The organism is Algoriphagus sp. TR-M9, from assembly GCF_027594545.1.
Lineage (GTDB): Bacteria > Bacteroidota > Bacteroidia > Cytophagales > Cyclobacteriaceae > Algoriphagus > Algoriphagus halophytocola.
In genome coordinates, this window is record NZ_CP115160.1 from 1917699 (window position 1) to 1943589 (window position 25891).

Annotated in this window: 25 protein-coding genes; 10 read left to right on the forward strand and 15 right to left on the reverse strand. The window is 41.7% G+C overall.

The window, feature by feature from the left end; all coding sequences use genetic code 11:
• Positions 1 to 12 precede the first annotated feature (12 nt).
• The 4 genes from PBT90_RS08365 to PBT90_RS08380 form a co-directional block, all read right to left on the reverse strand.
• The gene (locus PBT90_RS08365; RefSeq protein WP_264809936.1) at positions 13 to 150 is read right to left on the reverse strand and encodes a hypothetical protein; all 138 of its coding nucleotides are present in this window, start codon (positions 148 to 150) and stop codon (positions 13 to 15) included.
• Positions 151 to 239: 89 nt separating this feature from the next.
• Positions 240 to 419, reverse strand: coding sequence for a hypothetical protein (locus PBT90_RS08370; RefSeq protein ID WP_264809937.1), 180 nt, complete (start codon positions 417 to 419; stop codon positions 240 to 242).
• A 331-nt stretch (positions 420 to 750) separates the two neighbouring features.
• Positions 751 to 1107 (reverse strand): response regulator, encoded by a 357-nt coding sequence (locus PBT90_RS08375; RefSeq protein ID WP_264809938.1) that lies wholly within the window; start codon positions 1105 to 1107, stop codon positions 751 to 753.
• 164 nt (positions 1108 to 1271) lie between these two features.
• Positions 1272 to 1859 (reverse strand): DUF4136 domain-containing protein, encoded by a 588-nt coding sequence (locus PBT90_RS08380; protein WP_270132665.1) that lies wholly within the window; start codon positions 1857 to 1859, stop codon positions 1272 to 1274.
• 141 nt (positions 1860 to 2000) lie between these two features.
• Between PBT90_RS08380 and PBT90_RS08385 the strand changes: the two genes are divergently transcribed.
• Positions 2001 to 2483 carry a deoxycytidylate deaminase gene (locus PBT90_RS08385; protein ID WP_270132668.1) on the forward strand — a complete coding sequence of 161 codons (483 nt, stop codon included), beginning with the start codon at positions 2001 to 2003 and terminating at the stop codon, positions 2481 to 2483.
• Here the strand turns inward: PBT90_RS08385 and murB are convergent.
• Positions 2480 to 3493 (reverse strand): UDP-N-acetylmuramate dehydrogenase, encoded by a 1014-nt coding sequence (murB, locus tag PBT90_RS08390; protein ID WP_270132671.1) that lies wholly within the window; start codon positions 3491 to 3493, stop codon positions 2480 to 2482. The genes PBT90_RS08385 and murB overlap by 4 nt on opposite strands.
• 76 nt (positions 3494 to 3569) lie before the next feature.
• On the opposite strand from murB, the gene PBT90_RS08395 reads away from it, so the two are divergent.
• The 3 genes from PBT90_RS08395 to egtD are packed head-to-tail and all read left to right on the forward strand — an operon-like array spanning position 3570 to position 6673.
• Positions 3570 to 4514 (forward strand): succinylglutamate desuccinylase/aspartoacylase family protein, encoded by a 945-nt coding sequence (locus PBT90_RS08395; RefSeq protein WP_270132673.1) that lies wholly within the window; start codon positions 3570 to 3572, stop codon positions 4512 to 4514.
• 44 nt (positions 4515 to 4558) lie between these two features.
• Positions 4559 to 5704, forward strand: coding sequence for an ergothioneine biosynthesis protein EgtB (gene egtB / locus PBT90_RS08400; protein WP_264809943.1), 1146 nt, complete (start codon positions 4559 to 4561; stop codon positions 5702 to 5704).
• Positions 5705 to 5707: 3 nt separating this feature from the next.
• On the forward strand, positions 5708 to 6673 hold the full coding sequence (gene egtD / locus PBT90_RS08405) for an L-histidine N(alpha)-methyltransferase (RefSeq protein WP_264809944.1): 966 nt from the start codon (positions 5708 to 5710) through the stop codon (positions 6671 to 6673).
• Positions 6674 to 6722: 49 nt separating this feature from the next.
• Here egtD and PBT90_RS08410 read toward each other — a convergent pair whose 3' ends face one another.
• Together PBT90_RS08410 and PBT90_RS08415 are read right to left on the reverse strand one after the other, a co-directional pair.
• Positions 6723 to 7787, reverse strand: a complete 1065-nt coding sequence (locus PBT90_RS08410; protein ID WP_264809945.1) for a 6-bladed beta-propeller — start codon at positions 7785 to 7787, stop codon at positions 6723 to 6725.
• A gap of 144 nt (positions 7788 to 7931) precedes the next feature.
• A complete protein-coding gene (locus PBT90_RS08415; protein WP_264809946.1) occupies positions 7932 to 9662 on the reverse strand; it encodes a phospho-sugar mutase in 1731 nt (576 codons plus the stop codon).
• A gap of 193 nt (positions 9663 to 9855) precedes the next feature.
• Here PBT90_RS08415 and PBT90_RS08420 point away from each other — a divergent pair, with 193 nt between their 5' ends.
• A complete protein-coding gene (locus PBT90_RS08420; RefSeq protein ID WP_264809948.1) occupies positions 9856 to 12312 on the forward strand; it encodes a glycoside hydrolase family 2 protein in 2457 nt (818 codons plus the stop codon).
• 89 nt (positions 12313 to 12401) lie between these two features.
• Complete coding sequence (locus PBT90_RS08425; RefSeq protein ID WP_264809949.1) at positions 12402 to 13598, forward strand: DcaP family trimeric outer membrane transporter; 1197 nt, start codon at positions 12402 to 12404, stop codon at positions 13596 to 13598.
• On the opposite strand, the gene PBT90_RS08430 is transcribed toward PBT90_RS08425, so the two are convergent.
• The 8 genes from PBT90_RS08430 to PBT90_RS08465 all read right to left on the reverse strand — a co-directional run bounded on the left by PBT90_RS08430 (position 13595) and on the right by PBT90_RS08465 (position 21302).
• Positions 13595 to 14608 carry a YihY/virulence factor BrkB family protein gene (locus PBT90_RS08430; RefSeq protein ID WP_264809950.1) on the reverse strand — a complete coding sequence of 338 codons (1014 nt, stop codon included), beginning with the start codon at positions 14606 to 14608 and terminating at the stop codon, positions 13595 to 13597. The two genes, PBT90_RS08425 and PBT90_RS08430, sit on opposite strands and share 4 nt — an antisense overlap.
• On the reverse strand, positions 14608 to 15564 hold the full coding sequence (locus PBT90_RS08435) for a mechanosensitive ion channel family protein (protein WP_264809951.1): 957 nt from the start codon (positions 15562 to 15564) through the stop codon (positions 14608 to 14610). The genes PBT90_RS08430 and PBT90_RS08435 overlap by 1 nt, the downstream gene beginning before the upstream one ends.
• A gap of 59 nt (positions 15565 to 15623) precedes the next feature.
• Positions 15624 to 16646 (reverse strand): DNA topoisomerase IB, encoded by a 1023-nt coding sequence (locus tag PBT90_RS08440; RefSeq protein ID WP_264809952.1) that lies wholly within the window; start codon positions 16644 to 16646, stop codon positions 15624 to 15626.
• Between the two features lie 53 nt (positions 16647 to 16699).
• The gene (locus PBT90_RS08445; protein ID WP_264809953.1) at positions 16700 to 17290 is read right to left on the reverse strand and encodes a DUF502 domain-containing protein; all 591 of its coding nucleotides are present in this window, start codon (positions 17288 to 17290) and stop codon (positions 16700 to 16702) included.
• 90 nt (positions 17291 to 17380) lie between these two features.
• Positions 17381 to 18475 carry a 4-hydroxyphenylpyruvate dioxygenase gene (gene hppD / locus PBT90_RS08450; RefSeq protein WP_264809954.1) on the reverse strand — a complete coding sequence of 365 codons (1095 nt, stop codon included), beginning with the start codon at positions 18473 to 18475 and terminating at the stop codon, positions 17381 to 17383.
• Positions 18476 to 18552: 77 nt separating this feature from the next.
• Positions 18553 to 19554: a 1-acyl-sn-glycerol-3-phosphate acyltransferase gene (locus PBT90_RS08455; RefSeq protein ID WP_264809955.1), complete on the reverse strand. Its 1002-nt coding sequence runs from the start codon at positions 19552 to 19554 to the stop codon at positions 18553 to 18555.
• 32 nt (positions 19555 to 19586) lie between these two features.
• The gene (locus tag PBT90_RS08460) at positions 19587 to 20489 is read right to left on the reverse strand and encodes a bile acid:sodium symporter family protein (protein WP_264809957.1); all 903 of its coding nucleotides are present in this window, start codon (positions 20487 to 20489) and stop codon (positions 19587 to 19589) included.
• A gap of 171 nt (positions 20490 to 20660) precedes the next feature.
• Entirely contained in the window at positions 20661 to 21302 is a 642-nt protein-coding gene (locus tag PBT90_RS08465) for a SatD family protein (protein WP_264809958.1), read from the reverse strand.
• 250 nt (positions 21303 to 21552) lie between these two features.
• On the opposite strand from PBT90_RS08465, the gene PBT90_RS08470 reads away from it, so the two are divergent.
• From PBT90_RS08470 to PBT90_RS08485, 4 genes are all read left to right on the forward strand, one after another.
• Positions 21553 to 22923 carry a Gfo/Idh/MocA family protein gene (locus PBT90_RS08470; protein ID WP_264809960.1) on the forward strand — a complete coding sequence of 457 codons (1371 nt, stop codon included), beginning with the start codon at positions 21553 to 21555 and terminating at the stop codon, positions 22921 to 22923.
• A 20-nt stretch (positions 22924 to 22943) separates the two neighbouring features.
• On the forward strand, positions 22944 to 23813 hold the full coding sequence (locus tag PBT90_RS08475; protein ID WP_264809961.1) for a sugar phosphate isomerase/epimerase family protein: 870 nt from the start codon (positions 22944 to 22946) through the stop codon (positions 23811 to 23813).
• A gap of 86 nt (positions 23814 to 23899) precedes the next feature.
• Positions 23900 to 24982: a DUF6807 domain-containing protein gene (locus tag PBT90_RS08480; RefSeq protein WP_264809962.1), complete on the forward strand. Its 1083-nt coding sequence runs from the start codon at positions 23900 to 23902 to the stop codon at positions 24980 to 24982.
• A gap of 118 nt (positions 24983 to 25100) precedes the next feature.
• Positions 25101 to 25868, forward strand: coding sequence for a 3-keto-disaccharide hydrolase (locus PBT90_RS08485; protein WP_264809963.1), 768 nt, complete (start codon positions 25101 to 25103; stop codon positions 25866 to 25868).
• Positions 25869 to 25891 lie beyond the last annotated feature (23 nt).

Here is a 25891-nt window from a genome sequence, read left to right on the forward strand (position 1 = left end):
GAATTGAGCAGATTACTTCTTTTTAGTGAAAGTACTTCTGGTGTCAATTGCTGTTACTCCTGCACCAAGACCGATTAATACACATACAATGATTAAAAATGTCTGAGCTCCGCCGGCCAATGGGGAGGAGAAAATATCGAGTAGTACCATGTTCAATGATTTGATTAGCTAATGATGCCCGAAGATAATTTCTTCAGCTGACTTTACCAAAAAGCATTTGGATGAGTCTTTTTTACCAGCTATAGATCGTCTTCGAAGTCTTCTTCATCTTCGTCAAACTCATCTTCGTCAAAATCAAGGATGGTATCATCCATTAATTCATTGCTTTCATCAAGGTCGTATTCGTCCTCAAAATCATTTTCGAATTCTTCGTCGATGAAATCATCGTCTTCTTCGTAGTCGTTGTCAAAATCCTCCATAACGGTCTGAATTAAGAGTTTTAGTTAGTAAACGGTACGAATTAAATCAAAAAAATAATTCCAATTATTATCCGCAGGAAAAAAATATTGTAATTTCTTATCCTATTGACAGTCAGTGTCCTGTGATGTAGCTACATACCTATACCTATTCGATGAAAAAAGTTATAGGACTTTGGCTAAAAGTGTTTCTTGAAATTTTTCCTGACAGATCAGAACCGCTCTATGAAAAGGTAATTTCTCATCTGTAGGCAAGGTGTATGGACTAAAAAACTTTTCTCACTAACCTCTACTCTTTCTAAGCGGTTAGAATGGTAGACCGAAAAAAGGTGGATCAATTAAAAATCGACTTGATGTATTTTTTTATGAGTGGTTTAGAGAGGTAATCTTTGACCACACTGTAATTACTGGCTTTAGAGATGTCCCTTTCGTCCACAGAACTACTCAAAATGTAGATTTGAGCTTCATTTTTTTCAGAATTAAAACTATCCAGAAAATCCCATCCATTCATCTCTGGCATATTCAGGTCCAAAAACAGGTAATTGGGTCTGATGGAGTAGATTTCTTTGAGGGCATCTTTGGCACTTTGGTATTTAAAAAAAGTACACGGCTCCTTGACATTTCTAGAAATGAGTTTTTCAGTCACGAAAGTGCTGATTGGATCGTCGTCTATTAATACTATAGTCAGCATCAAAATGCAAAAACAAGTGGATAAAAAGCAATAATTGTATTACAAAATTAATATGTAATTTAATTTATGCAAATATTTTACCAAAAGGATTACCTTAATTTCTAAGTGTTTTAAAATCAGTAATTTTTGAACGCTATTTAATTCGCTGGTAAGCTGAAGGTTTCCTATTTCCTTGCATTTTCTAATTCATCCAGAAAAAATGATATGATTTTGTCGGTAGTGGCCAGTACTTTTTTGCTCTTATGTTTCGGGTTGCTCACCTCTGTGACTCCAGTCAGGGTCATGAGTAACTTATCCTCTTTGGGATCAATAAAATCTACGATCACCTGTAAAAGCTCGTAGGAAGAGGAGCTTCTGGAGTTGTTGTTGAAATTAGGTCCATACGGACTGTACATCCACGGATTCCACACACGATATCCCCAAAAAGGGTAAGGGTTATAGTTATTGTTGATTTCTCTTTGTCTCTTGTCCTCATTGGAGGTGTAGCGGATTACTAGCTCCGGCTTGAGCTTATCATAGCTCATGCCACGGTTTTGCAGGGCTTCTTCTATGTGGATTTGTACCTGTTGATCCACAAACTGGGAGTTGAATCCATTGACGCCCACCTCTTTATTCATAATTACAAATGATTCATAAGGAGTATTGACGGGGGTCTCTACATTTTCCTTAAAAATGTCTATGGAGCTGCACGAACTTAGTATAAACCCTGCTACTAAGAGATAAACTAATGTTTTTAATTTTGAGTAATTCATGATTTTTTCCTTTCGCATTCAAAAACGAAGAGCTTTATAGAAAGTTAGAATTTACACATAAAACGTAAATTTAGGAGGAATATTCATTTTGCTTTGGGCTGGAATTAGGATGATTACTTACTTTTGGCGAAAGCACAAGTTATGAGCAAACCAGATTTCGACGATATTTTCATGGAATTGGCAGTGAACCTGGCCCGTAGGTCACACTGTATTAAAAAGCATGTGGGTGCCGTTTTGACGAAGGAAACCCGGATTATCTCCATAGGGTATAACGGCCCACCTGCCGGCACGCATAATTGTGATGTAGAGTTTCCTCAGTCTGGCTGTGCTAGAGATAGCAAAGGAAGCTGCTCTTTGGCACTTCATGCGGAGCAAAACGCGATTCTTTACGCTGTGAAAAACAATACAGCCGTGGAAGGCTCAACCTTATATGTGACTTTGTCTCCATGTCTGGCCTGCTCCAGAATCATATTTTCCATGGGGATTTCCAGAGTGATTTATCTCTATTCCTATGCAGAATATAAGGGAATAGGTTCTGATGAGGGAGTGGATTTTTTAAGAAAATTCGGTGTGAAAGTAGATAAATATGAGAAAAACCTAGAGGTTCACGACGAGTTGATTTAGAGAAAATTCACTTCAGGGTGGATCTCGATCTGGAATTTCTCCAAAACTGACTTCTGGATTTTCTCAGCCAGTTTTTTGATTTCATTGCCATCGCCTGCTCCATAATTCACCAAAACCAGGGGCTGTTTGCTATGGACTCCTATTTCACCCAATCGTTTTCCTTTCCAGCCACACTGCTCGATCAGCCATGCTGCCGGTACTTTGACCCCTTCATCATTAGGGTAGCCGGGGATTTCCGGGTAATCGGCTTTTAAAGAGTCGTATTGAGAAGCTGGGATACTCGGGTTTTTAAAAAATGAACCTGCATTTCCTATTTCCTTTGGATTAGGAAGTTTGGATTGCCGTATTTGAATCACCGCATCAGAGATGCTTTTTAGGTTAAGGTGCTCTATACCGTTTTGGGCAAGGGTGGCTTTAATGGCGCCGTAGTCGGTGTGGTATGCAGCCACCTTATTGAGTCTGAATATCACGGAGCAAATGACATATTTGTCCTTCAGTTCATGTTTGAAAACACTTTCCCTATACCCGAAAGCACAGCTCTTAGCATCAAAATCTTCCAGCTTAAGATCTGATTTTCTCAAAGCGGTCAAACTATGGAATACATCCTTGATCTCTACTCCGTACGCTCCAATATTCTGCATAGGGGAGGCGCCAACAGTGCCTGGAATCAAGGATAAATTTTCTACTCCGGCCCATTCATTTTGGATGGCAATGAGTACGAAATCATGCCAAACCACTCCTGCACCTACTTCTACCCAGTAGTATTTCTCATCCTCTTTGACTAGCTCTATCCCGGTGATTTCATTCTTGATAACTAAAGCCTCTTGGTCTTGAGTCAAAAGAATATTACTTCCCCCTCCCAAAATCAGTGTGTTGATGTGTTTTTCTTTAGCCCATGTCAGGGCCATTTTGAGATCGGAAACAGATTGTACGGCAGTAAAAAATCTAGCCTTTTTGTCTATTCCGAAAGTATTGAATTGCTTGAGGGAAATGTTTTCTTGTATATTCATAACCTTAAAATGCCTTGCGAATTAAGCAAGATTTTGACCGAATAAGAAATCAATTTAGCCATTAGATAAGTCCTGCATGAAAGAATTGGTCATCAACGGGGTGAGAATACGTCCCGGACAGTCCATGAATATTGACATTGCCATAGCAAAGCTTCCCACTCATACTTTAATTGATTTACCTATTTTTATTCGCACCAGTAGGGAGCCAGGGCCTGTAGTCCTGATCAGCGGAGGTGTGCATGGTGATGAGATCAATGGTGTAGTCACTGCAAAACGCCTGCTAGAGGAGGTGGACGAAGGGCTAGAGTTGCTAAAAGGAACCTTAATATTTATGCCTTTGGTGAATATTTATGGCTTTCTGTCCAATAGCCGGACCTTTCCCGATGGGAGGGATTTGAACAGGAGTTTTCCCGGAAGCAAAAAAGGATCCCTGGCTGCAAGCATAGCTTTTATCCTAAGCAATGAAATTATTCCTCAGATTGACTACGGGATAGACTTTCATACCGGTGGTAGAATGCTGACCAATTTCCCGCAAATTCGGGTGGACTATAAAGATAAAGTGGCTATGGAGCTGGCTAAAGCCTTTGGTACGCACTACGTGGTCAATTCCAAATACATAGAGAAATCCTTCCGAAAGGAGGCGTTCAAAGCCAAAAAGCATATTTTGGTGTATGAGGGCGGAGAATCTATGCGGTTGGACGAATATGGGATAGAAGAAGGAGTCAATGGAACCAAGCGATTACTGGGGAATTTGGGAATGCTGGCAGAAGTACCGGATGCTCCAAATACTGTTTTCCTAAAGGAAAGCAGGTGGGTACGAGCCAAGGCTTCAGGCATTTTTAATTCCAGCGTGAAAGTAGGTGAGTCGGTAAAAAAAGGACAGATACTGGCACGGATTTCGGATCCATATGGGCAAGTAAAAATACCAGTGAAAGCTCCTACAAATGGCCATATCATTGGGATGAACAACATGCCTGTGATCAATACTGGAGACGCATTGGTTCACATAGGAAAGGAATAAAAATTCGAAAACTTTAACTTGTAAGCTATTTATCAGCCTTTTATATGACAGTTTTAGCCAAGTACCAACGAGTAAGAAAACATTCATTACACCTCTGTAGCCACCTGATTACGGAGGATTTTAGCCTTCAGGCTTCTGAGGAAGTCAGTCCCCCAAAATGGCATTTGGCGCATACTACTTGGTTTTTTGAGCAGTTTATTTTGGTACCAAAAGATCCCAGTTATGAGGTCAAGCATCCCCAGTTTAACTTTCTGTTCAATTCTTATTACAATTCGCTCGGTGCCCGAACTGCCAGAAATCAGCGCGGGCTCATGTCACGACCTTCGGTGGAAGAAGTGAAAGTTTACCGGGCATATGTAGATGACGCAATGCAGAAGTTGATTCAGAAAAATAATGCTGAAATAAATGAATTGGTAACTCTAGGTTTGAACCACGAGCAACAACATCAAGAGTTATTGATTACGGATTTAAAGTACAGCCTTTGGTTTAATCCACTGAATCCAAGTGTGATGGATATCCAGGAATACGGTTCTGAACCAAATTCAAAGTGGGTTTCTGTAGATGCTGGAGTATATGAAATTGGATATACGGGCAATGACTTTTGCTACGATAATGAATTAAACCCTCATAAAGTTTACCTCAATGATTTTGCGATTTCTACAGCTCTGGTTACAAATCAGGAGTATTTGGAATTTATGAATGCCGGAGGCTATGAGAACCCAACCTATTGGCATGATGAGGGCTGGGCTTGGGTTAAGGAACTTCAGGTAAAAGCTCCTCTTTATTGGGAGATGAAAGATGCCTCCTGGGTTTATTACACGTTGGATGGATTAAAGTCTATCACTCCTGAAGCAGCATTATCCCATGTTAATTTCTACGAAGCTTCAGCCTATGCTGCTTGGAAAGGAATGAGATTGCCAACGGAATTTGAATGGGAAGTAGCCCAGGATCAATTTGACTGGGGGCAGAGGTGGGAATGGACTAACTCGGCATATTTACCTTACCCTGGATTTAAAGTAGCTCCAGGAGCAATTGGGGAATACAATGGAAAATTTATGGTTAATCAGATGGTACTTCGAGGCGCGTCTGTAGCCACTTCTGAAGGTCATTCAAGGCCGACTTATAGAAACTTTTTTCATCCAAAATACAGATGGCAATTTATGGGCATCCGCCTAGCCAAATCACTATAATTTATGAACGCAAAAAACACGGATTTCGGGACTTTTGCCCAGGATGTAATGCTTGGTCTTAATTCAACTCCGAAAACTTTACCTTCAAAATATTTCTATGACGCCAAAGGAGACAAACTGTTTCAGAAGATTATGGCGTTGCCGGAGTATTACCTCACACGGAAAGAATATGATGTTTTAGAAGGCCAACACGAGCAAATTCTAGCTGAAATTCTTGCCTTAGACAAAACATTCAATTTGGTGGAATTGGGAGCTGGAGATGGTATGAAAACAAAAATCCTATTGAGGTATCTTGCCAAAATGGAAGTCGAATTCACTTATTTTCCAGTGGATTTCTCCGGTTCAGTATTGGAGGAATTGGAGGAAAGTCTGTCTTTTGAATTCCCAGCTTTGGAAGTAAAACCTATCCAGGATACGTATAGAGAATCGCTCAAGAAGCAAGTTTGGGAAAATGGAAAGCCAAACCTGATTTTATTTTTGGGGGCAAATCTTGGAAACTTTGGAGCCGATGAAGCTAAGAATATCATTGATCATCTAAGGGTAGGAACAAAAAAGGGAGACTTTGTTTTAATTGGTTTTGACCTGAAAAAAGATCCCCAGGTTATTCTGAATGCCTATCACGATAAACAAGGAGTAACCCGGGAGTTCAATTTGAACCTTTTGGATAGAATTAACAGGGAGTTAGATGCGGATTTTGATCGGGAGTCTTTTAGCCATTGGCCGACCTATGATCCTGTCAGTGGGGAATGCAGAAGCTATTTGGTTTCACAAAAATCACAGGAAGTTACTATTGGTGCACTAAATCAAACATTTGAATTTGAGGAATTTGAGTCAATCTTTACTGAAATTTCCAAGAAGTATAGCCTGTCTGAAATCAGCCATTTAGCATCCTTAGGAGGTTTTGAAGTTAAGGAAAACTTTATGGATTCCGAAGGATATTTTGCTGATGTGCTGTGGGTGAAAAAATAATTGATTTTCAATAAATTATTTATTCCCCAATTAATTTCACGAGCTTACTCTACTCTTTTGTTAACGCATACATTACTATTTTAGGGTTTTTCTCTTCAGCACCTTTCATATTTTTAATGATTGAATAATAGGTATCCTTAGTTAGATGTTTTGGAAAAACTTCAAGAGAGTAACTTTCCCGAGGCAGTTGCCTACTAAATGTTGGAACACTGTTCTTTAAATCAAGGATTAAGTGATAGGAATCTTTTTTATAACCTATGAGTATGCTTGCATTTCCATCATTTATTTCCACTGACTGGGTCCGTATGGTATCTGACTTTCCGAAATCTGTGAAGTCAAGTTGATATTCAGGGATTAGGTGATCTTCCTCAACCCGGTAAATCGTATCCTTTTGATCAACCATTCCCTCGAACCGAACGCGCGGAATATAAAAGAGAAGGTTTTCATTTTTTTTACCAAATGGCTTAAGGAAAGTGTTGATTCTGTAAAATCGTGAATAAAAGCTATAGAGTGGGGTTTCCTGTGAGTTGAATTCCAGGGTGGTAGGCTCTAAGAAGCTTAGCAATACCGTTTGTGCACCACTACCATAAGATTCAATACCTTCTTGAATTACTAATACCTTATCATTTTCCTTATAGATGGAAATTGGACGTCCGGGTAATTTTTTACTTGATGCTATAAAATCCCCTTCCAAATCAAAGGAACTCAATACCATTTTTTCCCAATCAGCAAGTAGGACTCTACTATTAATTTCATCTAAGTAAATGGAAGTAGGAACATTATATTCATCTGGACCATCACCTTTTTTTCCTAAAGTCTGAATGAAATTCCCATCGTGATCAAACTTTAAAAGGCCTTGCTTCATATCCAAAAGGAAAATATAGTCCTTTGCAAAAGTAATATACTGTATTGAAGAAATTGGGGGATTACCTGGGCGTTCTAGATCGATAGTGTCTATTGCCTTAAACTGTAAATCATTTTCATGATCGAGCAAAAATTCTTTGCTGATTTCTATCTGATGGATGCCTTTTACTACTTCGGTCTCATTTTTAGTGTTACAATATTGAAAAAGTGCCAGGCACAACAAGAGATAAAATCCAGTAGAAAATTTCATGGTCAATAGGGCCAAATTTGTTTTGCTAAAAAAATTGATAAAAGTTAAATTACTGGATAGTACGCACCGACTAAATATTTTGTTGCATATTAAAATGAAAGCACTGAATTTTCAGTGCTTTCATTTTTTTCAATTGTAGGCGTTTTAGCTGAAATATCGCTTTAAACCTTCCAGTCTTTCTACCAATTCAGCTTCCACCTTTCTATAGTCTGAGGTATTTGCCAGAGGAGCATTAACTGAAAAGTAATACTTGATTTTTGGTTCGGTACCAGAGGGTCTGGCGGAAATTTTACTGCCGTCTGCCAAATAAAATTGGATGACATTGGATTTATCCATTTCTAACTTTTCAGATTTACCAGTAAGCAGGTCTTTGATGCTGCTTTCTTTCACATCCATGATTTTTACCACTTTTACCCCGTTCATTTCTGAAGGCGGATGGTGGCGGAAATCTGTCATCAGTGCCTGAATTTGCTCGGCTCCGTCTTTTCCTTTTTTGGTTACTGAAATCAGTGCTTCTTTGTAGAATCCAAATTGAGAATAGATTTCAGCCAGTACATCAAAAACCGTTTTTCCCTGGGTTTTATAATAGGCTATAGCTTCAGCTACCATGGCGCAGGCACTTACACCGTCCTTATCACGGACAAAGTCTCCCACCAAATACCCGTATGACTCTTCGCCACCACCTATGAAGGTTTCTTTGCCTTCTAGATCTTTGATGATGGCAGCTATATTCTTGAAGCCCGTCAATACGGAGAAACATTTCACTCCAAATCCTTCACAAATTCTATCAATCAATTCTGTGGTCACTATGGTATTGACCATAAACTGCTTTCCATCCAATTTGCCGGCTTCTTTCCACTTACTAAGCAAATAATAGGTCAGCAAGGAGCCCGTTTGATTTCCGTTCAGCAGCTCAAACTCACCTGATTCATTTGGCACCGCTGCTGCATATCGATCTCCGTCCGGATCACAAGCCAAAACCAGTTCGGCATTGACTTCTTTACCTAACTTAAGAGAGAGTGTGAGTGCCTCGGCTTCTTCAGGATTGGGATAAATTACAGTAGGGAAATTCCCATCCGGTTCCGCTTGTTCTTTGACTATGTTTACATTTTCAAAACCAAAAGTTTTCAGTGCTGCTGGTACCATTTTGCCGGAAGCTCCATGAATCGGAGAGAAGACAATAGGCATGCTATTTTGAGCCTGCACAGCCTCCGGAGAAAGGCTTAATCCTTTGACCAAATCCAGGTAAATCTGGTCAAAATCCTCTTCAATGAAGTGAAAAAGCTCATCGTTCTTGTCCCAGTTCACATCATCAAAGGAGGTGATTTTTTTAACCTCATCAATGATGTTTTTGTCGTGGGGAGCGACCACCTGTGCCCCATCATCCCAATAGGCCTTGTAGCCATTGTACTCTTTAGGATTGTGAGATGCAGTGATCATCACCCCGCTTTTGCAGTCAAAATGCCTCACGGCAAAAGAAAGCATGGGGGTGGGGCGCATTTCTTTGAAATACATCACATGAATACCGTTTGCTGTCAACACATTTGCTGTGGTGGTAGCAAAAAGCGTATTGTTAATACGGCAGTCATTGGTGATTGCCACACGGATGGTTTCTCCTGGGAAGCATTTCAAAAGGTAATTTGCCAATCCTTGGGTGGCCATCCCTACGGTGTACACATTCATCCGGTTTGTCCCTACGCCCATCAGGCCACGGAGCCCACCCGTACCAAATTCCAGGTCTTGATAGAATGAGTCAATGAGTTCCGAAGGATTTTCATCAATCAGTTTTTGAATTTCAAGTTTTGTGTCCTGATCGATGTTTCCACTTAGCCATGAATTTGCTTTGGCTAAGATGCTAGGGTCTATGCTTGTCATGTTTTAAAAATTGTTTGAGTTCTAAGATATATAAATTCATAAAATATGCCATCCGTTAATTGCTGAGCTTCTGATAATGATGAGAATAAATTATGGAGGTCTATTCGCTAAGTAGCTTTGCTCACATACCCTGCAATATTTTTTTAGCGTAGAGATTCAGCTATTTTTGAGCACATTTCAGGAGTATTCATCTATGCAAACCCACAGGACTTGGCTTTTAGGCCTATTTATTTTTTTTCAGCTCACCCTTCTTTCTGCACAAAGTCCAACCAAAAATATTTCTGCTCATAGGTTCTATCTCAGTGGACAAGGGGCTGAAACTAAAGTGTATTGGGATTTTAAGGTTTCTAGTGGTAGAAAAAGTGGAGATTGGTCAAAAATTCTGGTACCCTCCAACTGGGAAATGCAGGGATTTGGGAAGTTTCATCCTCCTTCAAGGGAAGTCGAAAACCCTCTAAATGCAGAGCAAGAGACCGGGATATATAGACATCGGTTTTTTGCAAATTCAGCATGGAAAAGAAAAGAGATAAACTTGGTGTTTGAAGGAGTGCTAGCTGAATTTGAAGTGACTTTAAATGGAGAAAACTTAGTGCCTACCTATTCTGAAAACCTAGGAAAAACCGTTTATCCTATTTCTGAAAATATTGATCTCAGAAGTGAAAATGTACTAGAGGTAAAAGTTTATAAATATTTTGATAAACAGTATATTAAAAAATATTTTAACACTAAGGGTCAATGGATTTTTGGCGGGATTTATAGGCCAGTTTATTTAGAGATTTTACCAAAGTTTCACTTTTCAATTTCTAGCTTAGAAGCCCGGGCTGAGGGTACGCTGAAAGCACAGCTTGATTTTTTTGATACTTCAAATTCAGCTGAAGTTCTGCTGGAGCTTTATGACCTGAAATCAGGTGAATCTATAGGCCGTTCTTCACAGCAAGTAACAGGAAAATCAGTTTTTATTGATCAAAATTTCAGTGGGATTGTGTCCTGGAGTCCTGAGCACCCCAAGCTTTATGAGGCTAGATTTTCAGTGGTACAAGGAGGTAAAATACGCTATCAACAATCCGAAACTATAGGCTTTAAAACTTTCAATTGGACTGAATCAAATGAAGTAATTTTCAATGGCAAACCATTGAAAATAAAGGCAGTTGAAAGGGTCTCTTTTTATCCTACTACGGCAAGAACACTTAGCAAGCAGCATATTCTTGAGGATATCCAACTGCTAAAAGCGATGAACGCAAACGCAGTAGTGATGCCGCTTATAGGTGCGGAGGAGTATTTTCTCGACCTGGCCGATTCCCTTGGTATGTTGATAATTCCAGGGATTAAAAGTAACAATTTCAATCCCTCTTTGCTTGACCTGGAAGGAAGATCCTTAAATTCCATTCGCATGGAAAATGCCGGAAAACTAACCTTCGAAGCGGTGGTCAGAGATGATTTAGGGGGTGTTTTGGACTGTGATGAGCAGTCAAGTCCGGCAGCTTTACTGGGGCCATATAGAAGTAAAAGCGCTTTATATTATTCTTATCAATCGAACTGGTCGCCGATCCAAATTTTAGATTTTGACCTCAAAGATGATGCTTCAACAAAAGTCTTGGTTCGAAATAATTTCCACTTTAGTGACTTAAGTACTTCTCAAATTCTTTGGGCTGTGGATAAAATAGAGGCTTGGGATCAAAGCAGAACTTTGTATTCTGGAAGCCTTACTTTACCAAAAACAGAATCTGGAGATTCTGTTTGGGTGGATGTGAAATTGCCGGCAAATTGGCGGGATGGAGATCTGCTCCGTGTCACGCCTGCAAGTGAAAACGCTGAAGCATTCAATCCTTGGTCCGTCCCTCTGCGAAGGCCACAGGCTGGAAATGCAGCCTATTTTAAAAGCCGAGCAGTATGGGATGAGCAAGCGGTATTAGTTCGGGAATCTTCTACAGATCTGCAGTTTTCGGTCGGAGAGCGTTTGTTCGTCTTTGGGAAAACTGATGGCTTACTGCAAATGGTCAAAATTAATCGAGATTTGATTTACCTAAGTCAGTATGTTGGTGAAAGTCAAGGTCTATCGATTCAACGTGAAGTCACTTGGAAGCAACAGGACGATGGTTCTGTGAAGATTTTGTCGCTGAATACGGAGACCTCAGCGTATTATTCATGGACCGTTTTTCCTAGCGGGGAAGTTTTGCTAAAGGCCGGTTATGGGCTTGGAGACTCTGGCTTTTCAAAGCTTGGTTTTAGATATAAAGTGTCTGGTTTGAAGGAAGTTAAGTGGATTGGAAATGGGCCCTTGCCAGTTTCAGAGCCAAGCCAGCAACGTGTTAATTTTGGTCTTTGGCAGCAAAGCACTAGCCCACAACATCTGAATTTACCCTCCTTGCCATGGGAAAGTAAGGCTTATGGCAATTTTCCCGACATCCATGCTTTTCAGTTGATAAGTGATAGAAGTACAATAGAGCTCAGGACAGAAACTGAAGGCTTGGCAGTAAGTTTACAGAATATGGCTAGGGAGAAAATGGATTTGGCAGAAAGTTCCAGGGCATTCGAAAACCTAGACTTGTGGATCGAACCTACATCTAGCTTTGAAAACCAAGAGAATGGTGTGTCTAAGGAAGTAGCGAGAAAGGTTGAGGAAACCGTCATTTGGTTTAGGTTCTTTTGAAAATTAGTGAATTCGCACCATTTTCGATTTAGATTTAGGGAATGAAAATATTTTTCAATTAACTTAAAGGGTACCTATTTTTAGACAGTATGTTCAAAAAGATTTTTGCTTTAACGCTTTTGCTTTTGCCTATTAAGGTTTTTGCTCAGACTGAAGAGAAGCCATCACTTGAGATTTATGGGCAGTTCATGACCGATATTGGATATAATTTTGGTCAACTTGACCCGCTTTGGTTTGATGTAATGCGCCCATCTAAATTACCGGCTTACCCCAATGAATTCGGCGGAGATGGGAGTGTTTATTTTTCTATACGACAGACCAAATTAGGTTTTAAGGTAAAGACTCCCACCAAGCTGGGGGAGTTGATGACCTTTGTTGATTTTGATTTTTTCGGTGTGGGTAAAATGGCAGGGGAGGTAGCATTTCACCTTCGTTACGCATATTTACAGCTTGGCAAGTTCGGCATAGGCCAGGTAGATTCTCCTTTTCAAGATGTAGATGTTTTCCCCAATACGGTAGAATATTGGGGGCCATCCGGAGTGGTGGCATTTCGAAATGTACAGTTTAGGTATATGCCACTTCAAGGCAGGAATAGATTGACCTTCGCCATAGAGCGGCCAGGGGCCAGTGCAGATGAAGGGATTTATGCAGATAGGCAGGAGTTGGAAGGAGTGAGGTTCCGCTTTCCCATGCCCGATGTTTCCGGCGAGTTTCGCATGAGTAGAGACTGGGGTTATGCAGAGGTGGCAGGCATAGTGAGAAGGATAGTTTGGGATGATTATCAGGAGGATGGTATTGATCTGAATGGTAGTGCCTGGGGATGGGGAATCAATCTAAGCACGAATATCAAAGTGGGTGATTTTGGGGTGATCAAAGGACAGGTGGTAGGTGGGGAGGCATTCCAAAGTTACCTGGACGATGCTTCTGCAGATATTGGCGTAGTGGACAATCCAGATGGCCCAAGTGACAGACCTTTTGAAGGCGTGGCCATGCCTCAAATTGGCGTAGTGCTCTACTATAACCATTCCTGGGGCGAGAAACTGACCAGCGCTTTTGGATGGTCAGTTTCAAATGCCAGGCTTACAGATCAGTTGATCCCTTCAGCTTTTCAACGGGGTGATTATGTGTCGGGTAATTTAATGTACCACCCATTTCCAAATGTGACAGGTGCTGCAGAGGTGATATTTATCAACAGGAGGAATTTCTCTGATGGGTTTACCAGTCAGGCTACCAAACTCCAGTTTAGTTTTCGATATTCTTTTTCCCATATTTTTCAGAGGAATTAAGCTCTTTCTTCCAAATCATCCTCTTCTCCTTCAGGTAGCGGGTCTTGTGGGGGAGGAATGAGTTCACCCTGCTCTATTGATTCTTTTTTTTTAACCCTTGAATAATGCTTTTTCGGTATTATCCCATAACCATATCTGATGGAGAAAACCTTGGTAAATTCAGCTCCATAGAAGAATATCAGACAAGAATACGATACCCAAAGCAGTACCAAAATAATAGAACCTGCAGCGCCATAAGTGGAACCCGGTTCTGCGGCTCCAAAGTAAACTCCAAGTAAGAACTTTGATATAGAGAAAAGGAAGGCCGTGAGTAATGCGCCGATCCAAACAGATTTCCACCGGATTTTGGCATCAGGTAAATATTTGAAAATCAAAGCGAAAAGTACTGCAACTACTCCGTAGGAAATAATAAAATCAACCATAAAGGCGAACACCACTACGAATTCCGGCAGGATACTCCTGATAAAATCGCTAAACATGGAGAGCAAGGCGGTCAGTACAAAACTGATCAAAAGCAAAAATCCCAAAACAAGCACAAAACTGAAGCTTACGGCACGTTCCCATAAGGTGTAATACCACTTTACAGTGTCTGTTTGTTTCAGGCCCCAGATGTCATTGATGGAAATTTTCAGATGGAAGAATACTCCGGAGGCCCCGAAAATCAGTACGCCAATACCTATAATGGAGGCAATGGTAGATTTTCCACTAGTTTGGGTTTGCGCTACCATGTTTTGGAGAAATTCTGCGGTTTCCGGCCCCAATGCAGAAGCCATCTCGTCTGTGAGTTTTCCAGTGACTATATCTACGCCCCAAATAGCTCCCACAGTATTGATCACGATTACCATCAAGGCTGGCAGTGAAAGTACAGCATAGTATGCAATTACGGCACTTAGCCTCCAGGGCTCGGCATGGTTCCACTGCTTAAAACTCTCCACCATTAAGCTGGGGATATGTGTGACTTTGAACCTCGAAGGGGTGATTTTATTCATGTCCTTAATTTCAGTTTCCATTAACTTTCAGCATCTTCAGAAGATCCATTTTTGGTAGAAATGGATAAGTCTGTGAGCTGCTGATTCAATTGATTGCCTCCTTTGATACCAAAGTCCAGTGTACGAATTGGGAATGGAATCATGATATCGTTTTCATCAAAAGCTTTTTTCAAGGAGATTATCGCTTCATTTCTTACCGGAATAAAATCCAGGTTACTACCCTTGAATCTACACCAAATGTTCAGTGTGAAGTTTATGGAGCTATCCCCAAAACCTGTCCAGAATAAAGTTGGCTCCTCTGATTTTAATCGACTGGAAACATTTCTGGCCGATTCTAAAGCTACCTTTTCCACCTGCTCCAAATCCTCTCCATAGCTTACCCCACACTCCACTTGTACTCTTCGCTGGGCAAATTCAGTGTAGTTGGTGAAGCATTCCTGAAAGAGGTAGCGATTGGGCACATATACAATGGGCCCGTTATACGTTTTGATTTTGGTGACTCTCAAGTTGATGTCGATCACAGCACCTTCGTGCCCGTCATGCGTCTCTATTATATCTCCGATTTTATACGGTTGGTTAAAAGTGATGTAAACTCCGGAAATGAAATTCGCAGCTGTATCCTGAAAGGCAAATCCTAATGCCAATCCGATTATACCCAGACCAGCCAGGATGGAGGATACGGTCTTAGTGAGGTCCATCGCAGAAAGGGACAGCATAATACCCAATACCAAAATCCCCAGAAAAATCAACTGACTGAGAAAACGACTGATGGTCTCATTTGTCCCTACTTTGCTGATGTATTTGGCCGAAATTCCTTTGACTGATTTGGCAATAAAAATGGTACAAATCAAAAGAATTACCGCCAGGACGAAATTTGGGAGATTCTCTACCAATATATCCAGCCAGCCGCTGAGTTTCTCTGTGATTTTTGAAAATATCTTTTGGGTATCGTACCCGAAAATTTCAGCTATACTCATATTATGCTTAAGTTTTTCCTCTTAAAGTCATAAAAGCATGCCAAGAGCTGGCGGCATTTCTAGTTCAATTTGGTACAAAGTATTTTGAGAAGTTCTACTTCCTCGGCTTTGTAATGATCAGGGGAAAAATTCTTGGGTAGGCAATTTTTAATCGCTTGTTTTTCCAGGCAGTAGGAAAGTATTTCTGGGTGCAAGTAGGAGTTTTTGCAAACTGCCTGAGTATGCCCCATTTTTTCCGCAACTAATTTTATCAAAGTAGTTTCAGGTTTCTTCCTGTTTCCTTCACAAAGCTTTTCTACATGCTCTACCTGCTGTATGCAGAGGCAATTGGCTCCCCAGGTTCTGAAATATTTTGCAGTATAATATTCACTTTCAGTGGTTTCCAAGCTGATATATTCATTGAGTTCTGAAGAGTTCACATTGTGCCATTCATGGTCTTGCTGGTAGCGGAAAAGCTCATACCCGGGGAGCTGGGAGCAGTCTTTGAGCAAACGGATCAATTTTCTATTGCTGAGTGAGACAGAACGTTCCTTACCGCTTTTCGCAGTATAATTGATCATTAGCTTACTCCCGTCCTCGTGCAGATGCTTACGGCGAAGAGTGGTCAAGCCATGGGTTTTATTGGCTTGGGTATATTGTTTATTCCCTACTCTCAAGTGTAATTCATCCAATAGGGCAGTAGCTAAAGCCAAAACTTTCTTTTTATTCCAGCTTTTCTGTCTCAGGTCATGGTTATACCTCGCTCTCAGTTTGGGTAAATAAAGCCCAAATTTGAGAAGATCATCAAATTTGAGTTTTTGGGAATATTCGGACCACTTTGCGTGATACAGGTACTGTTTCCTGCCTTTTTCATCCATCCCTGTGGCTTGCAGATAGCTGCTTTTTTTAGGACTGATCCATACGTTTTTCCAGGCTGGAGGAATGACTAAATTCCGAATTCTCTCCAATTGAGATTCATCGGTCAGCTTTTGCTTGTTTTGGTCAAAAAATGTAAATCCCCGGCCTCGCTTTTTGCGAATGAAACCGTGCTGTGTGTCACGAATATAGGTGAGACCTTTTGGGAGTTCGGCGGCAGTGACCATAAACTTTTGAGTTGGAGGTAATTTCCAACTTCATTACAAGTCTCATGCAAGTATCACTCTTTGCTGCTGTTTTGGTGCGCTGCAAAGAGCTCTGCTGCTCCCACACCTAATCTTCGCATAATCAAAGTAGCGTCTTTCTGAGTCAGGTTTGACGGTTTTACATGCTCTTTATGAAAAATATTTACATTTCCCTCCCAGGTATTCGGAGCAGAAGGGACAAAGACCACCAGGTCTCCATTTGGTAAGGTATCTACCAGAAATGCGATCATCCATCCATCTATTGGGACTAAGACCACGGGAAAATCCTTATCGCTTTCCAAACCTGCATTGGCCTGTAGGGTGTTTTTCATCAGCTGATATCCTGGAAACAAGGTCAGCAAGTGATCTTCAATCCATGAAACCATCCATTTTCCAGCGCCTAGCTTAGCAACAGTGCCAGCTAGGAAGCAAAACAGCAGAATGATGATAATTGCGATAAGGTAAGGTGCATCAAAAAAGCTGTTCTCCAGACCCAGCGCTTCGCTGATTTTGCTGGCTAAGGGTTTTAAAACATGAATGATTTTCTCAAAAAATATGAGAATTAGCACAATGGGAAAAAGGAAAAATATTCCTCCCTTGATGGTATTACTGATAATGGAAAGCATGTTCTTAGGGGGTTAAAAATTTAGAGAAATTAATGGTTTTCTTCGAAAAATGAAAAAGTAAAAGGCTGACTCTGTAGCCAGCCTCCGTATCTAAAGGTTTCCTCTGAGTTCTTGTTCTCTTTCTATGGCTTCAAAAAGGGCTTTGAAGTTTCCTTTGCCAAATGATTTGGCTCCTTTTCTCTGGATAATTTCAAAAAAGAGCGTAGGACGGTCCTGAACGGGCTTTGTGAAAATCTGTAGCAAATAGCCTTCATCGTCCCGATCTACCAAAATATTCAGATCTTTCAGGGGCTGGATATCCTCGTCGATTTCTCCCACTCGATCCAGCAAATCGTCATAATAAGCCGGAGGAACTACTAGAAACTCAACCCCTCGGTTCCTCAGTTCGGCGACGGTATGGATAATATCATCGGTAGCAATAGCCATATGCTGTACTCCAGGCCCCTGGTAGAAATCCAGGTATTCTTCGATCTGGGATTTCTTTTTTCCTTCGGCGGGTTCATTGATGGGGAATTTGATGTAACCGTTGCCATTAGAAACCACCTTGGACATCAGCGCAGAATATTCCGTGGAAATGTCCTCATCATCAAAAGTGATGAGCAGCTTAAATCCCATGACATTTTCATAAAAATCCACCCATCGGTTCATGGCTCCGAGTTCTACATTGCCTACACAGTGATCTATGTACTTTAGCCCTATAGGGGTAGCCTGATACTCGCTTTTTCGGGCTTTGTAACCGGGAAGGAAGGGGCCTGAGTAGTTTTTTCGCTCTACGAAAGTATGAATGGTTTCCCCGTAAGTTTTGATGGAGGCCAGCACCGCTTCGCCAAATTCATCTTTTATGCTGGTCGGTTGCTGAGCAGATTCTGCTCCGCGTGAGGTAGTTTCCTTCCAGGATTTTGCGGCATCATCTACCCAGAGGGCCAGTACTTTCACCCCATCCCCATGCTTTTTGATGTGGGCTGAGATTTCCCCTTCAGGATGCAAGGGCGTGGTTAAAACCAACCTGATTTTGTCTTGCTTGAGGACATAAGAAGCCCGGTCTTTGATGCCGGTCTCTGGTCCGGCGTAGGCGACCAACTCAAAACCAAAGGCGTATTGATAGTAAAGTGCCGATTGCTTGGCATTTCCTACGTACAGTTCTACGTAGTCTGTCCCATTTAAGGGAAGAAAATCTTGACTCATATTAAAGCTATTTTTGGGTTAATTCTATAAAACCAAAGTTATAAAATATCCCAAAGAATAGTTGGGCCGCGTAGGCTTTATTCCTGCGGGTTTTTATTGAAAAGCAAGGAAACCCAAGCTAAAAGCAAAAAGGCAAAGGCCCAGCTCCCCAAGGGTGTATAAAGTCCCAGCAAGATCAGCACCAGGTAATAAATCGGACCTAAAGCAAAGCCTATAAGGAATTTCCAAGTGGATGAAAATACCGGATCCTTGACGGATGGTTTCTTACCCAGCCATAACCAGTATAGCGGGAAATGGAATATTTTCATGACCTTATTCCAAAATCCAGCAGGTTCAGATACCGGATTTGAGACCTCTCCGGTTTCCAGGAATAATTTTACATCTGCGCTACTGGTCAGATCCACATGATTGGCTATCAATCGCTCCAGATCCTGTTCATAAGTCTCCTGTGGAATTTCTACCACGAGCTCTTTAACCGCTTTTTCTACTGATTTGGTAAGTAGTCCGGATTTAGATGCTGGCATATCTACCGGGATAATTTTCCCAAAAGTCAACCTGGCACGACTCCCTGAATGTTTGTGAGCAGAAAAATCCAATGCCACCGGCAAGATCACCGGTTTGGTGTCCGGGTATTTTTCTTTCAGCCCAAATGCTATTCGGGTAAATCCCTTACTCAATGGTCTTAAGTTTCTGATCAAGGAATGGCTGCCTTCGGCAAATATGATCACGGTTCCATTTTTGCGAAGCACCTCATAGGTCAGATCAAAGGTGCCTTGATTTTGATGTATGGTAGAAAATCCGTCCCGAACCCGATATACCGGTAGCATGCGGATAAAATTCAGCATTTTGGCGACAAATGACTTTTTGAAAACCGATGCCCGGGTCAAAAAGTAAGGGTTGAGCCTAGTATGCGTGGCCAGGAGGAGTGGATCGATGAGGGCATTCTGATGGTTTGCCACTAGGATTACAGGCACATTTTTGGGAATATTTTCTTTTCCTTCTACAATGATGCTTTTGAAATACCCCTTCAATGCTATTTTGACTAAGAGTCTGAGGATAAAGTTGAATAGGTACTTCATGTATTGAGTTGCATTTTGGTCATGCGATTTTTTCAGATTTTTGATTTCCAAAGACTTGCGACAGTCATGCCTGAGATCAGGTGCCAGATGCCCCACCAGGCCGTAATAATAGCCATTCCTCCAAGGCCATCAAAATAAGTAAAAATCAGAACCAGCCCCAAACCTGAGTTTTGGATTCCGGTTTCAATGGTCAGAGTTTTAACATCGGCCAGGGGCATTTTAAAGAGTTTTCCTGTCAAAAACCCAGAGCCTAAAGCGATAAAATTATGTGCCAAAACCCATAAGAATATCAAGGAAATGTACTGGACAAACAAGTCGAAGTTTCCGGCAAAGGCTATGATCACAAATGCCGCAAAGATCAGGATGCTCAGCGGTTTGAGGATTTTGGAGGCCTTCTCCGCAAAGCCGGGTAAATACCTATGGGAGAGAATCCCCAGTACTAGAGGTATGCCCAGGATCAATGCCACCGTACCAAATGCATCTGCGTAGTCCAGGCTGATTTCGCGAAGCAGCTTGGAGGTAGGAGGGTAAAACCCCGCCCAAAGGGCAAAGTTCAATGGTGTACTGACTATGGATAGTATGCTCGAAAACCCAGTGAGACTGACGGAGAGCGCGGTGTTGCCTTTAGCGAGATTTGACAGGAAGTTAGAAACATTGCCGCCGGGGCAGGAAGCTACCAAAAACATTCCCAGGGCCACTGAGGGTGGTGGCTTCATGGCCAACACCAGACACCAGGTAAGGAAGGGCAAGAGAAGAAATTGGGAAAAAACGCCCAGGAAAAAGCTTTTAGGGTTTTTTGCCAGGTACTTGAAATCTTCAACTCGAATATCCAAAGCCACTCCATACATGATCAGAGCCAGGGCCAGGTTCAGTAGTAGTAAGTCACTGGGAGAAAAATTCAGCTGGATGGAGTCCAGTTCGCTGCTTGGGTTCATTTAATTGGAAATGGATAAGAAAACCAGACCTGAGATCATGGCTGTGCCAAAACTCAGTAAGGTTCCGATCAGTATATATTCGGTTAGTTTTCGCTCTTTTGCTTTTTTTAGATCGCCAAATCTAAAAACAGATTTGGCAGCTAGCAAACATCAATTTAATTAGAATTAGCATTAGAGATGTTGGCTGAGTTTTTTTCTGAACAGTTTTTCCAGCTCCAGGATGTTTTGTCCATGGGCAGCTTTATACCTTTTGCTTACAGAGTTTTGATTGATATTTAGAGTTTTTCCGATCTGGGCCTGTGTGCGGTCCGGGTTGTGGAGGATTTCAGACATGACTTCTCCGGAGGAAATCGACCAGCTATCCATCTGTATCCCTGCTAATTTTAAATAAAGGTTTATTTCGGTATTCCATTCTTTCCAGGGGGAATTGATTGCCAGATTAGTCATTTCACTTTTCAGCTGTTCAAACTTTTCACCAGATCGTATAAACGCTTCCCCGTTGCTTTCAGAAATTCTATCAGCATCATGATTTTTTTCACCTATTCCAATCGCCATCCGCACATCTATGGGAGATATTCTTTTGCTTCCAGTAGATAAAGGCAGGCTTTTAACCAGAGCCTTGATCTGTAATGCTGCCAATAGGCTTTCCATTGGATCTGTAATTTCCAGTTGAAAACTGTCTCCACGGAATATTTCCCATTGTTTTGGTGTATTTCCCCAAGTTCTCAAGAGATTCTTTAATGGGCTGATCCAAAGGTTTTGGTTCTCCAGGTCCCGGGAATTGATAATGTCCGCTGTTAGTATTGCAATCATAATTCAAATATCACTGTAAATGGTGATAATTCAAAATATCACTGTAAATGGTGATAGTCTAAAACATCACTGTAAATGGTGATAAGCATTATGTAGAATTCATAAGCAGATAAACATATATGCAATCGTTTGCGCTCCTTGTCCAAGGATTCCAATAATTTGCGTTGTTACTAACAATCAGAATAGTTAGATTATAGGCATTCTTAGTGAATAAGTATTTCAATCCAATAAACCCTAACCAAAATCAACAATGTCTCATAGAAGAGAATTTATCAAAAAAAGCATTCTGGGTACAGCCGGGATAGCGATGGCTGGGATGAGTATGAGTGCCAAGTCCTATGCCTCTATCCTAGGGGCAAATGAGCGCATCAATCTGGCAGTGATCGGAATCAGAGGTCAAGGAAGCAATCATATCAACCAATGGTGCGCGCTGAAAGACAATCGGAATGTGAGGCTAAAGACGCTCTGCGATGCAGATGAGCAATATTTCGAACCCAAGTCAAAAGAAGTGATAGAGAAAACCGGAATCACTCCTGAGACCGAATGGGATATGCGGAAGGTATTTGATGACCAGGAGATTGACGCGGTTTCATTTGCAGTGCCAAACCACTGGCATGCGCTTGGAACCATCTGGGCCTGCCAAGCGGGGAAGCATGTGTATGTAGAAAAGCCAGCCAGTCATAACGTTTGGGAAGGAAGGAAAATGGTGGAAGCTGCCCGCAAATACGATAGAAGAGTACAGGTGGGCTTTCAAAATCGTTCCATAGCAAATGTGATGGAAGCAATGGAATTTTTACACGGAGGAGGAATAGGGGAAGTGTATATGGCAAGAGGCACTTGTTTCAAACCAAGGGATTCCTTTGGCAAAGTACCGGACAGCACTCCGCCAGCATCCTTGCATTACGATTACTGGAGGGGACCGGCTGAAATGATTCCATACAATGAAAAAAAAGTACATTACAACTGGCACTGGCACTGGGCTACAGGTAATGGCGATACCGGAAACCAAGGACCACACCAGTTTGATGTAGCGCGCTGGGGAATGAATAAAAATGAACATCCAGTCTCAGTGTATTCTACGGGTGGAATCTATGGCATTGACCCCAATGAATGCTCTCAGGAAACTCCAAATACCCAAAATTCGGTGTTCAAATATGCTGATGGAACTATGCTGGAGTTTGAAACCAGAGGTAGATATACGAACGGGGAATCCAGTTTGGGAATTCACATTGGCAATGTCTTCTATGGCACAAAAGGCTATTTGGAACTGAATGGAAGCACTTGGAAGGCTTTCAGAGAACGAGAAAAAGAACCTTTCGCCCAATCCAAATCTGAAGCAGCTCCAGCACCTAGCAATCAGGTACTGGCAGCACCCGGAGGAGCCGAGCATTATGCCAACTTCCTAGACGCGATCAGAGCTGGAAATGACTCAGCCCTGCACTGTGACATAGAAGAGGGCTTCAAGTCTTCGGTTTTACCCTTGATCGCCAATGTCTCTTACCTGACCGGGCGTGAATTAAGGTTTGATGGAAGCACTGAGCAATTTGTCAAAGACAAGGAGGCTGATAAAATGCTGACCAGAAAATATAGAGATCCATATACAGTTCCTAAAAACGTTTGATTGAAGTGAAAAAAGACAAAATGAGTTTATCAAGAAGAAGTTTTGTGCAAAAAAGCATGGCTGCAGGTCTAGGCTTGGCGGCTTTGCCGGCATCTCTTCAGGCCATGGATTTGAGAAAGTCCAAAATGAAATTTGGCTTAGTCACTTACCAGTGGGGAAGGGATTGGGATTTGCCCACTTTGATAGCAAACTGTGAAAAAGCCGGCGTGCTAGGGGTGGAACTTCGCACCCAGCATGCACATGGAGTAGAGACTAGCTTGAGCCCTGCCGAGCGGGAAGCCGTAAAGCTGAGATTTGCGGATAGCCAGGTCACCTGTATTGGGTATGGGAGTAATTACGAATACCATAGTCCAGATGCGGAAGTTTTGCGAAAGAATATTGAAGAAACTAAAGCCTACTTAAAGCTCTGCCAGGATATTGGCGCCACAGGGATTAAGGTCAAGCCAAATACGCTTCCCGAAGGAGTTCCAGCTGAGAAGACTATCACGCAGATTGCAGCATCATTCAATGAAGTGGGAAAGTATGCTGCAGATTTGGGTCAGTTGGTTCGTGTGGAAGTGCATGGGCACCTGACTCAGGAGCTTCCAACCATGAAGGCGATTTTTGAGCAAGTCACTGAGCCTGCTGTGAAAATCTGTTGGAATTGCAATGCTGAAGATTTATTGCCTCCCGGTCTGGAAGCCAATTTCCATTCGGTCAAAAAATGGTTTGGAGATACCGTTCACGTACGCGAATTCGATGAGGGGGATTATCCTTATCCAGAACTATTCAAGTTATTTAATGCAATAAACTACGAGGGATGGATCTTAATGGAAGCTCGTACGGCTCCTGCCGATAGAGTAAAGGCCTTGGAAGAGCAGAAAAGAATCTTTCATAAATTAACAAATTAAAATTAGCTGTATCTATTTGTAATACAAACTATTAAGTAGTTTAGTGTAAATTATACTTTAATTATAATAAACCTAGAATGACTCCTATGAAGAGTAAATTATTAAGTGGATTGGCAGTAGCAATACTGATGGCGGGCACGGCCTGTAGCAACACAAATTCCGAAGAATCAACTGACAAAACTGAAGATCAGACAGTGACTGAAAATGCTAAAGTAGAGCTTGTGCATGATGAACAAGCCCAAAAAGTGGATGTAATCATTGCTGGTAAATTGTTCACTACATACATGTATGCCGATTCCCTGGAGAAACCGGTTTTATACCCTATCCATACCGCAAATGGTAATGCCATCACTAGGGGCTGGCCTATTGCACCTAGGCCAGGCGAGCGAGTGGATCACCCGCATCATTTAGGACTTTGGTTTAATTATGGAGATGTCAATGGCTTGGACTTTTGGAACAATTCATCTGATATAGAGGACAAAACCAACTATGGACACATTGTACATCGAGCTGTCAATTCCATCCAAAACGGAGAAAATGAGGGCAGGCTGGAAGTAAGCTTAGATTGGATGAATAGCAAGAATGAAGTTCTTTTGACAGAAAATACCACTTTTATATTCACTGGTAAAGATGACCAAAGAACCATCGACCGAATAGCTACCCTGACCGCTCCAAATGGTGAGGTGAAACTGACTGATAATAAGGAGGGGATGCTGGGTCTTAGAACTGCAAGGCAATTGGAACACCCATCTGAAAAGCCCGAAATATTTACTGATGCCTCCGGCAAAACCACCGATGTACCTACTATGAACAATGAAGGGGTCACCGGCATGTACCTCAGCAGCAATGGTAAGCAAGGAAACGATGTCTGGGGCACCAGAGGAGAATGGACCAGTCTCAGCGGGGAAATTGCAGGAGAGAAAATTTCAGTTATTATTCTGGATAAACCATCCAATCCTGGCTATCCTACCTATTGGCATGCCAGAGGTTATGGCTTGTTTGCAGCAAACCCACTTGGCCAAAAAGCACTTAGTGATGGTAAGGAAGAACTTAATTTCAAGCTGGCTCAGGGTGAATCTGCGACTTTCAGCTATAGAATTCTAGTCAATTCCAATGATCAGGTGGCAGCGGATAACCCAGACCGGGCTTTTAAAGCTTGGGCAAAGTAACAATTAGCTGAAAGCTGGAAATCAGACCAAACCAGATTTAAAATCCATCAATGGTTTTTCCTTTGAGCTGTTTTGGATTAATTTCCCACTTTAATAATAAATCCTTAAAGTCTATTGTATGAAAAAGACAAATCTAACACTTGCGCTTTTAGCGAGTGGAATGATGTTAAGTTCTTTGGCTACAGCCCAAGAAAAAACGCCTCCTCCTATGAAACCTGAGGCTACAGAATTTTACACTCCTGTACCACCTAGAGTCACGCCTGGGGCCAATAATACAGCACCGCCTTCTGATGCGATCGTTCTTTTTGATGGGTCTAATCTGAATGGATTTGTGAGTGCAAGAGATGGAAGTAGTCCTGCAGAATGGACCATAGAAAATGGAGAATTGGTAGTCACCCGAGGCAAAGGCGATATCCAATCCAAAATTCCATTCGGTGATGCACAATACCATGTGGAATGGTCTGCTCCTACAGAAATAGTAGGTGAGGGCCAAGGTAGAGGTAATTCAGGGTTCTTTTTGATGGGCCTATATGAAGTACAGGTATTGGATAGCTATGAAAGTAAAACCTACACCAATGGACAGGCGGGGAGTATCTACAAGCAATTTCCTCCTTTGGCTATGGCGCTTCGTCCTCCGGGAGAGTGGAATTACTATGACATAATTTTCAAAGCTCCTAGATTTAATAAAGATGGCATACTTACATCTCCAGCTACAGTTACTGTTTTGATGAACGGAGTTTTGGTTCAAAATCACGTAGTACTTCGTGGTCCAACTGAGTATATTGGTATACCAAACTATAAGGCACATCCAGAGGAATTGCCTATTAAGCTTCAGGATCATGGTAATCCTGTTCGCTTCAGAAATATCTGGGTAAGAAAACTGTAAGAGTCAAGCCTTGCCCCACAACA

Excerpts from the sequence above, each read along its gene's own strand:
- PBT90_RS08365 (WP_264809936.1), bottom strand. The coding sequence starts at position 150 with ATGGTACTACTCGATATTTTCTCCTCCCCATTGGCCGGCGGAGCTCAG.
- PBT90_RS08370 (WP_264809937.1), bottom strand. The coding sequence starts at position 419 with ATGGAGGATTTTGACAACGACTACGAAGAAGACGATGATTTCATCGAC.
- PBT90_RS08375 (WP_264809938.1), bottom strand. The coding sequence starts at position 1,107 with ATGCTGACTATAGTATTAATAGACGACGATCCAATCAGCACTTTCGTG.
- PBT90_RS08380 (WP_270132665.1), bottom strand. The coding sequence starts at position 1,859 with ATGAATTACTCAAAATTAAAAACATTAGTTTATCTCTTAGTAGCAGGG.
- PBT90_RS08385 (WP_270132668.1), top strand. The coding sequence starts at position 2,001 with ATGAGCAAACCAGATTTCGACGATATTTTCATGGAATTGGCAGTGAAC.
- murB (WP_270132671.1), bottom strand. The coding sequence starts at position 3,493 with ATGAATATACAAGAAAACATTTCCCTCAAGCAATTCAATACTTTCGGA.
- PBT90_RS08395 (WP_270132673.1), top strand. The coding sequence starts at position 3,570 with ATGAAAGAATTGGTCATCAACGGGGTGAGAATACGTCCCGGACAGTCC.
- egtB (WP_264809943.1), top strand. The coding sequence starts at position 4,559 with ATGACAGTTTTAGCCAAGTACCAACGAGTAAGAAAACATTCATTACAC.
- egtD (WP_264809944.1), top strand. The coding sequence starts at position 5,708 with ATGAACGCAAAAAACACGGATTTCGGGACTTTTGCCCAGGATGTAATG.
- PBT90_RS08410 (WP_264809945.1), bottom strand. The coding sequence starts at position 7,787 with ATGAAATTTTCTACTGGATTTTATCTCTTGTTGTGCCTGGCACTTTTT.
- PBT90_RS08415 (WP_264809946.1), bottom strand. The coding sequence starts at position 9,662 with ATGACAAGCATAGACCCTAGCATCTTAGCCAAAGCAAATTCATGGCTA.
- PBT90_RS08420 (WP_264809948.1), top strand. The coding sequence starts at position 9,856 with ATGCAAACCCACAGGACTTGGCTTTTAGGCCTATTTATTTTTTTTCAG.
- PBT90_RS08425 (WP_264809949.1), top strand. The coding sequence starts at position 12,402 with ATGTTCAAAAAGATTTTTGCTTTAACGCTTTTGCTTTTGCCTATTAAG.
- PBT90_RS08430 (WP_264809950.1), bottom strand. The coding sequence starts at position 14,608 with ATGGAAACTGAAATTAAGGACATGAATAAAATCACCCCTTCGAGGTTC.
- PBT90_RS08435 (WP_264809951.1), bottom strand. The coding sequence starts at position 15,564 with ATGAGTATAGCTGAAATTTTCGGGTACGATACCCAAAAGATATTTTCA.
- PBT90_RS08440 (WP_264809952.1), bottom strand. The coding sequence starts at position 16,646 with ATGGTCACTGCCGCCGAACTCCCAAAAGGTCTCACCTATATTCGTGAC.
- PBT90_RS08445 (WP_264809953.1), bottom strand. The coding sequence starts at position 17,290 with ATGCTTTCCATTATCAGTAATACCATCAAGGGAGGAATATTTTTCCTT.
- hppD (WP_264809954.1), bottom strand. The coding sequence starts at position 18,475 with ATGAGTCAAGATTTTCTTCCCTTAAATGGGACAGACTACGTAGAACTG.
- PBT90_RS08455 (WP_264809955.1), bottom strand. The coding sequence starts at position 19,554 with ATGAAGTACCTATTCAACTTTATCCTCAGACTCTTAGTCAAAATAGCA.
- PBT90_RS08460 (WP_264809957.1), bottom strand. The coding sequence starts at position 20,489 with ATGAACCCAAGCAGCGAACTGGACTCCATCCAGCTGAATTTTTCTCCC.
- PBT90_RS08465 (WP_264809958.1), bottom strand. The coding sequence starts at position 21,302 with ATGATTGCAATACTAACAGCGGACATTATCAATTCCCGGGACCTGGAG.
- PBT90_RS08470 (WP_264809960.1), top strand. The coding sequence starts at position 21,553 with ATGTCTCATAGAAGAGAATTTATCAAAAAAAGCATTCTGGGTACAGCC.
- PBT90_RS08475 (WP_264809961.1), top strand. The coding sequence starts at position 22,944 with ATGAGTTTATCAAGAAGAAGTTTTGTGCAAAAAAGCATGGCTGCAGGT.
- PBT90_RS08480 (WP_264809962.1), top strand. The coding sequence starts at position 23,900 with ATGAAGAGTAAATTATTAAGTGGATTGGCAGTAGCAATACTGATGGCG.
- PBT90_RS08485 (WP_264809963.1), top strand. The coding sequence starts at position 25,101 with ATGAAAAAGACAAATCTAACACTTGCGCTTTTAGCGAGTGGAATGATG.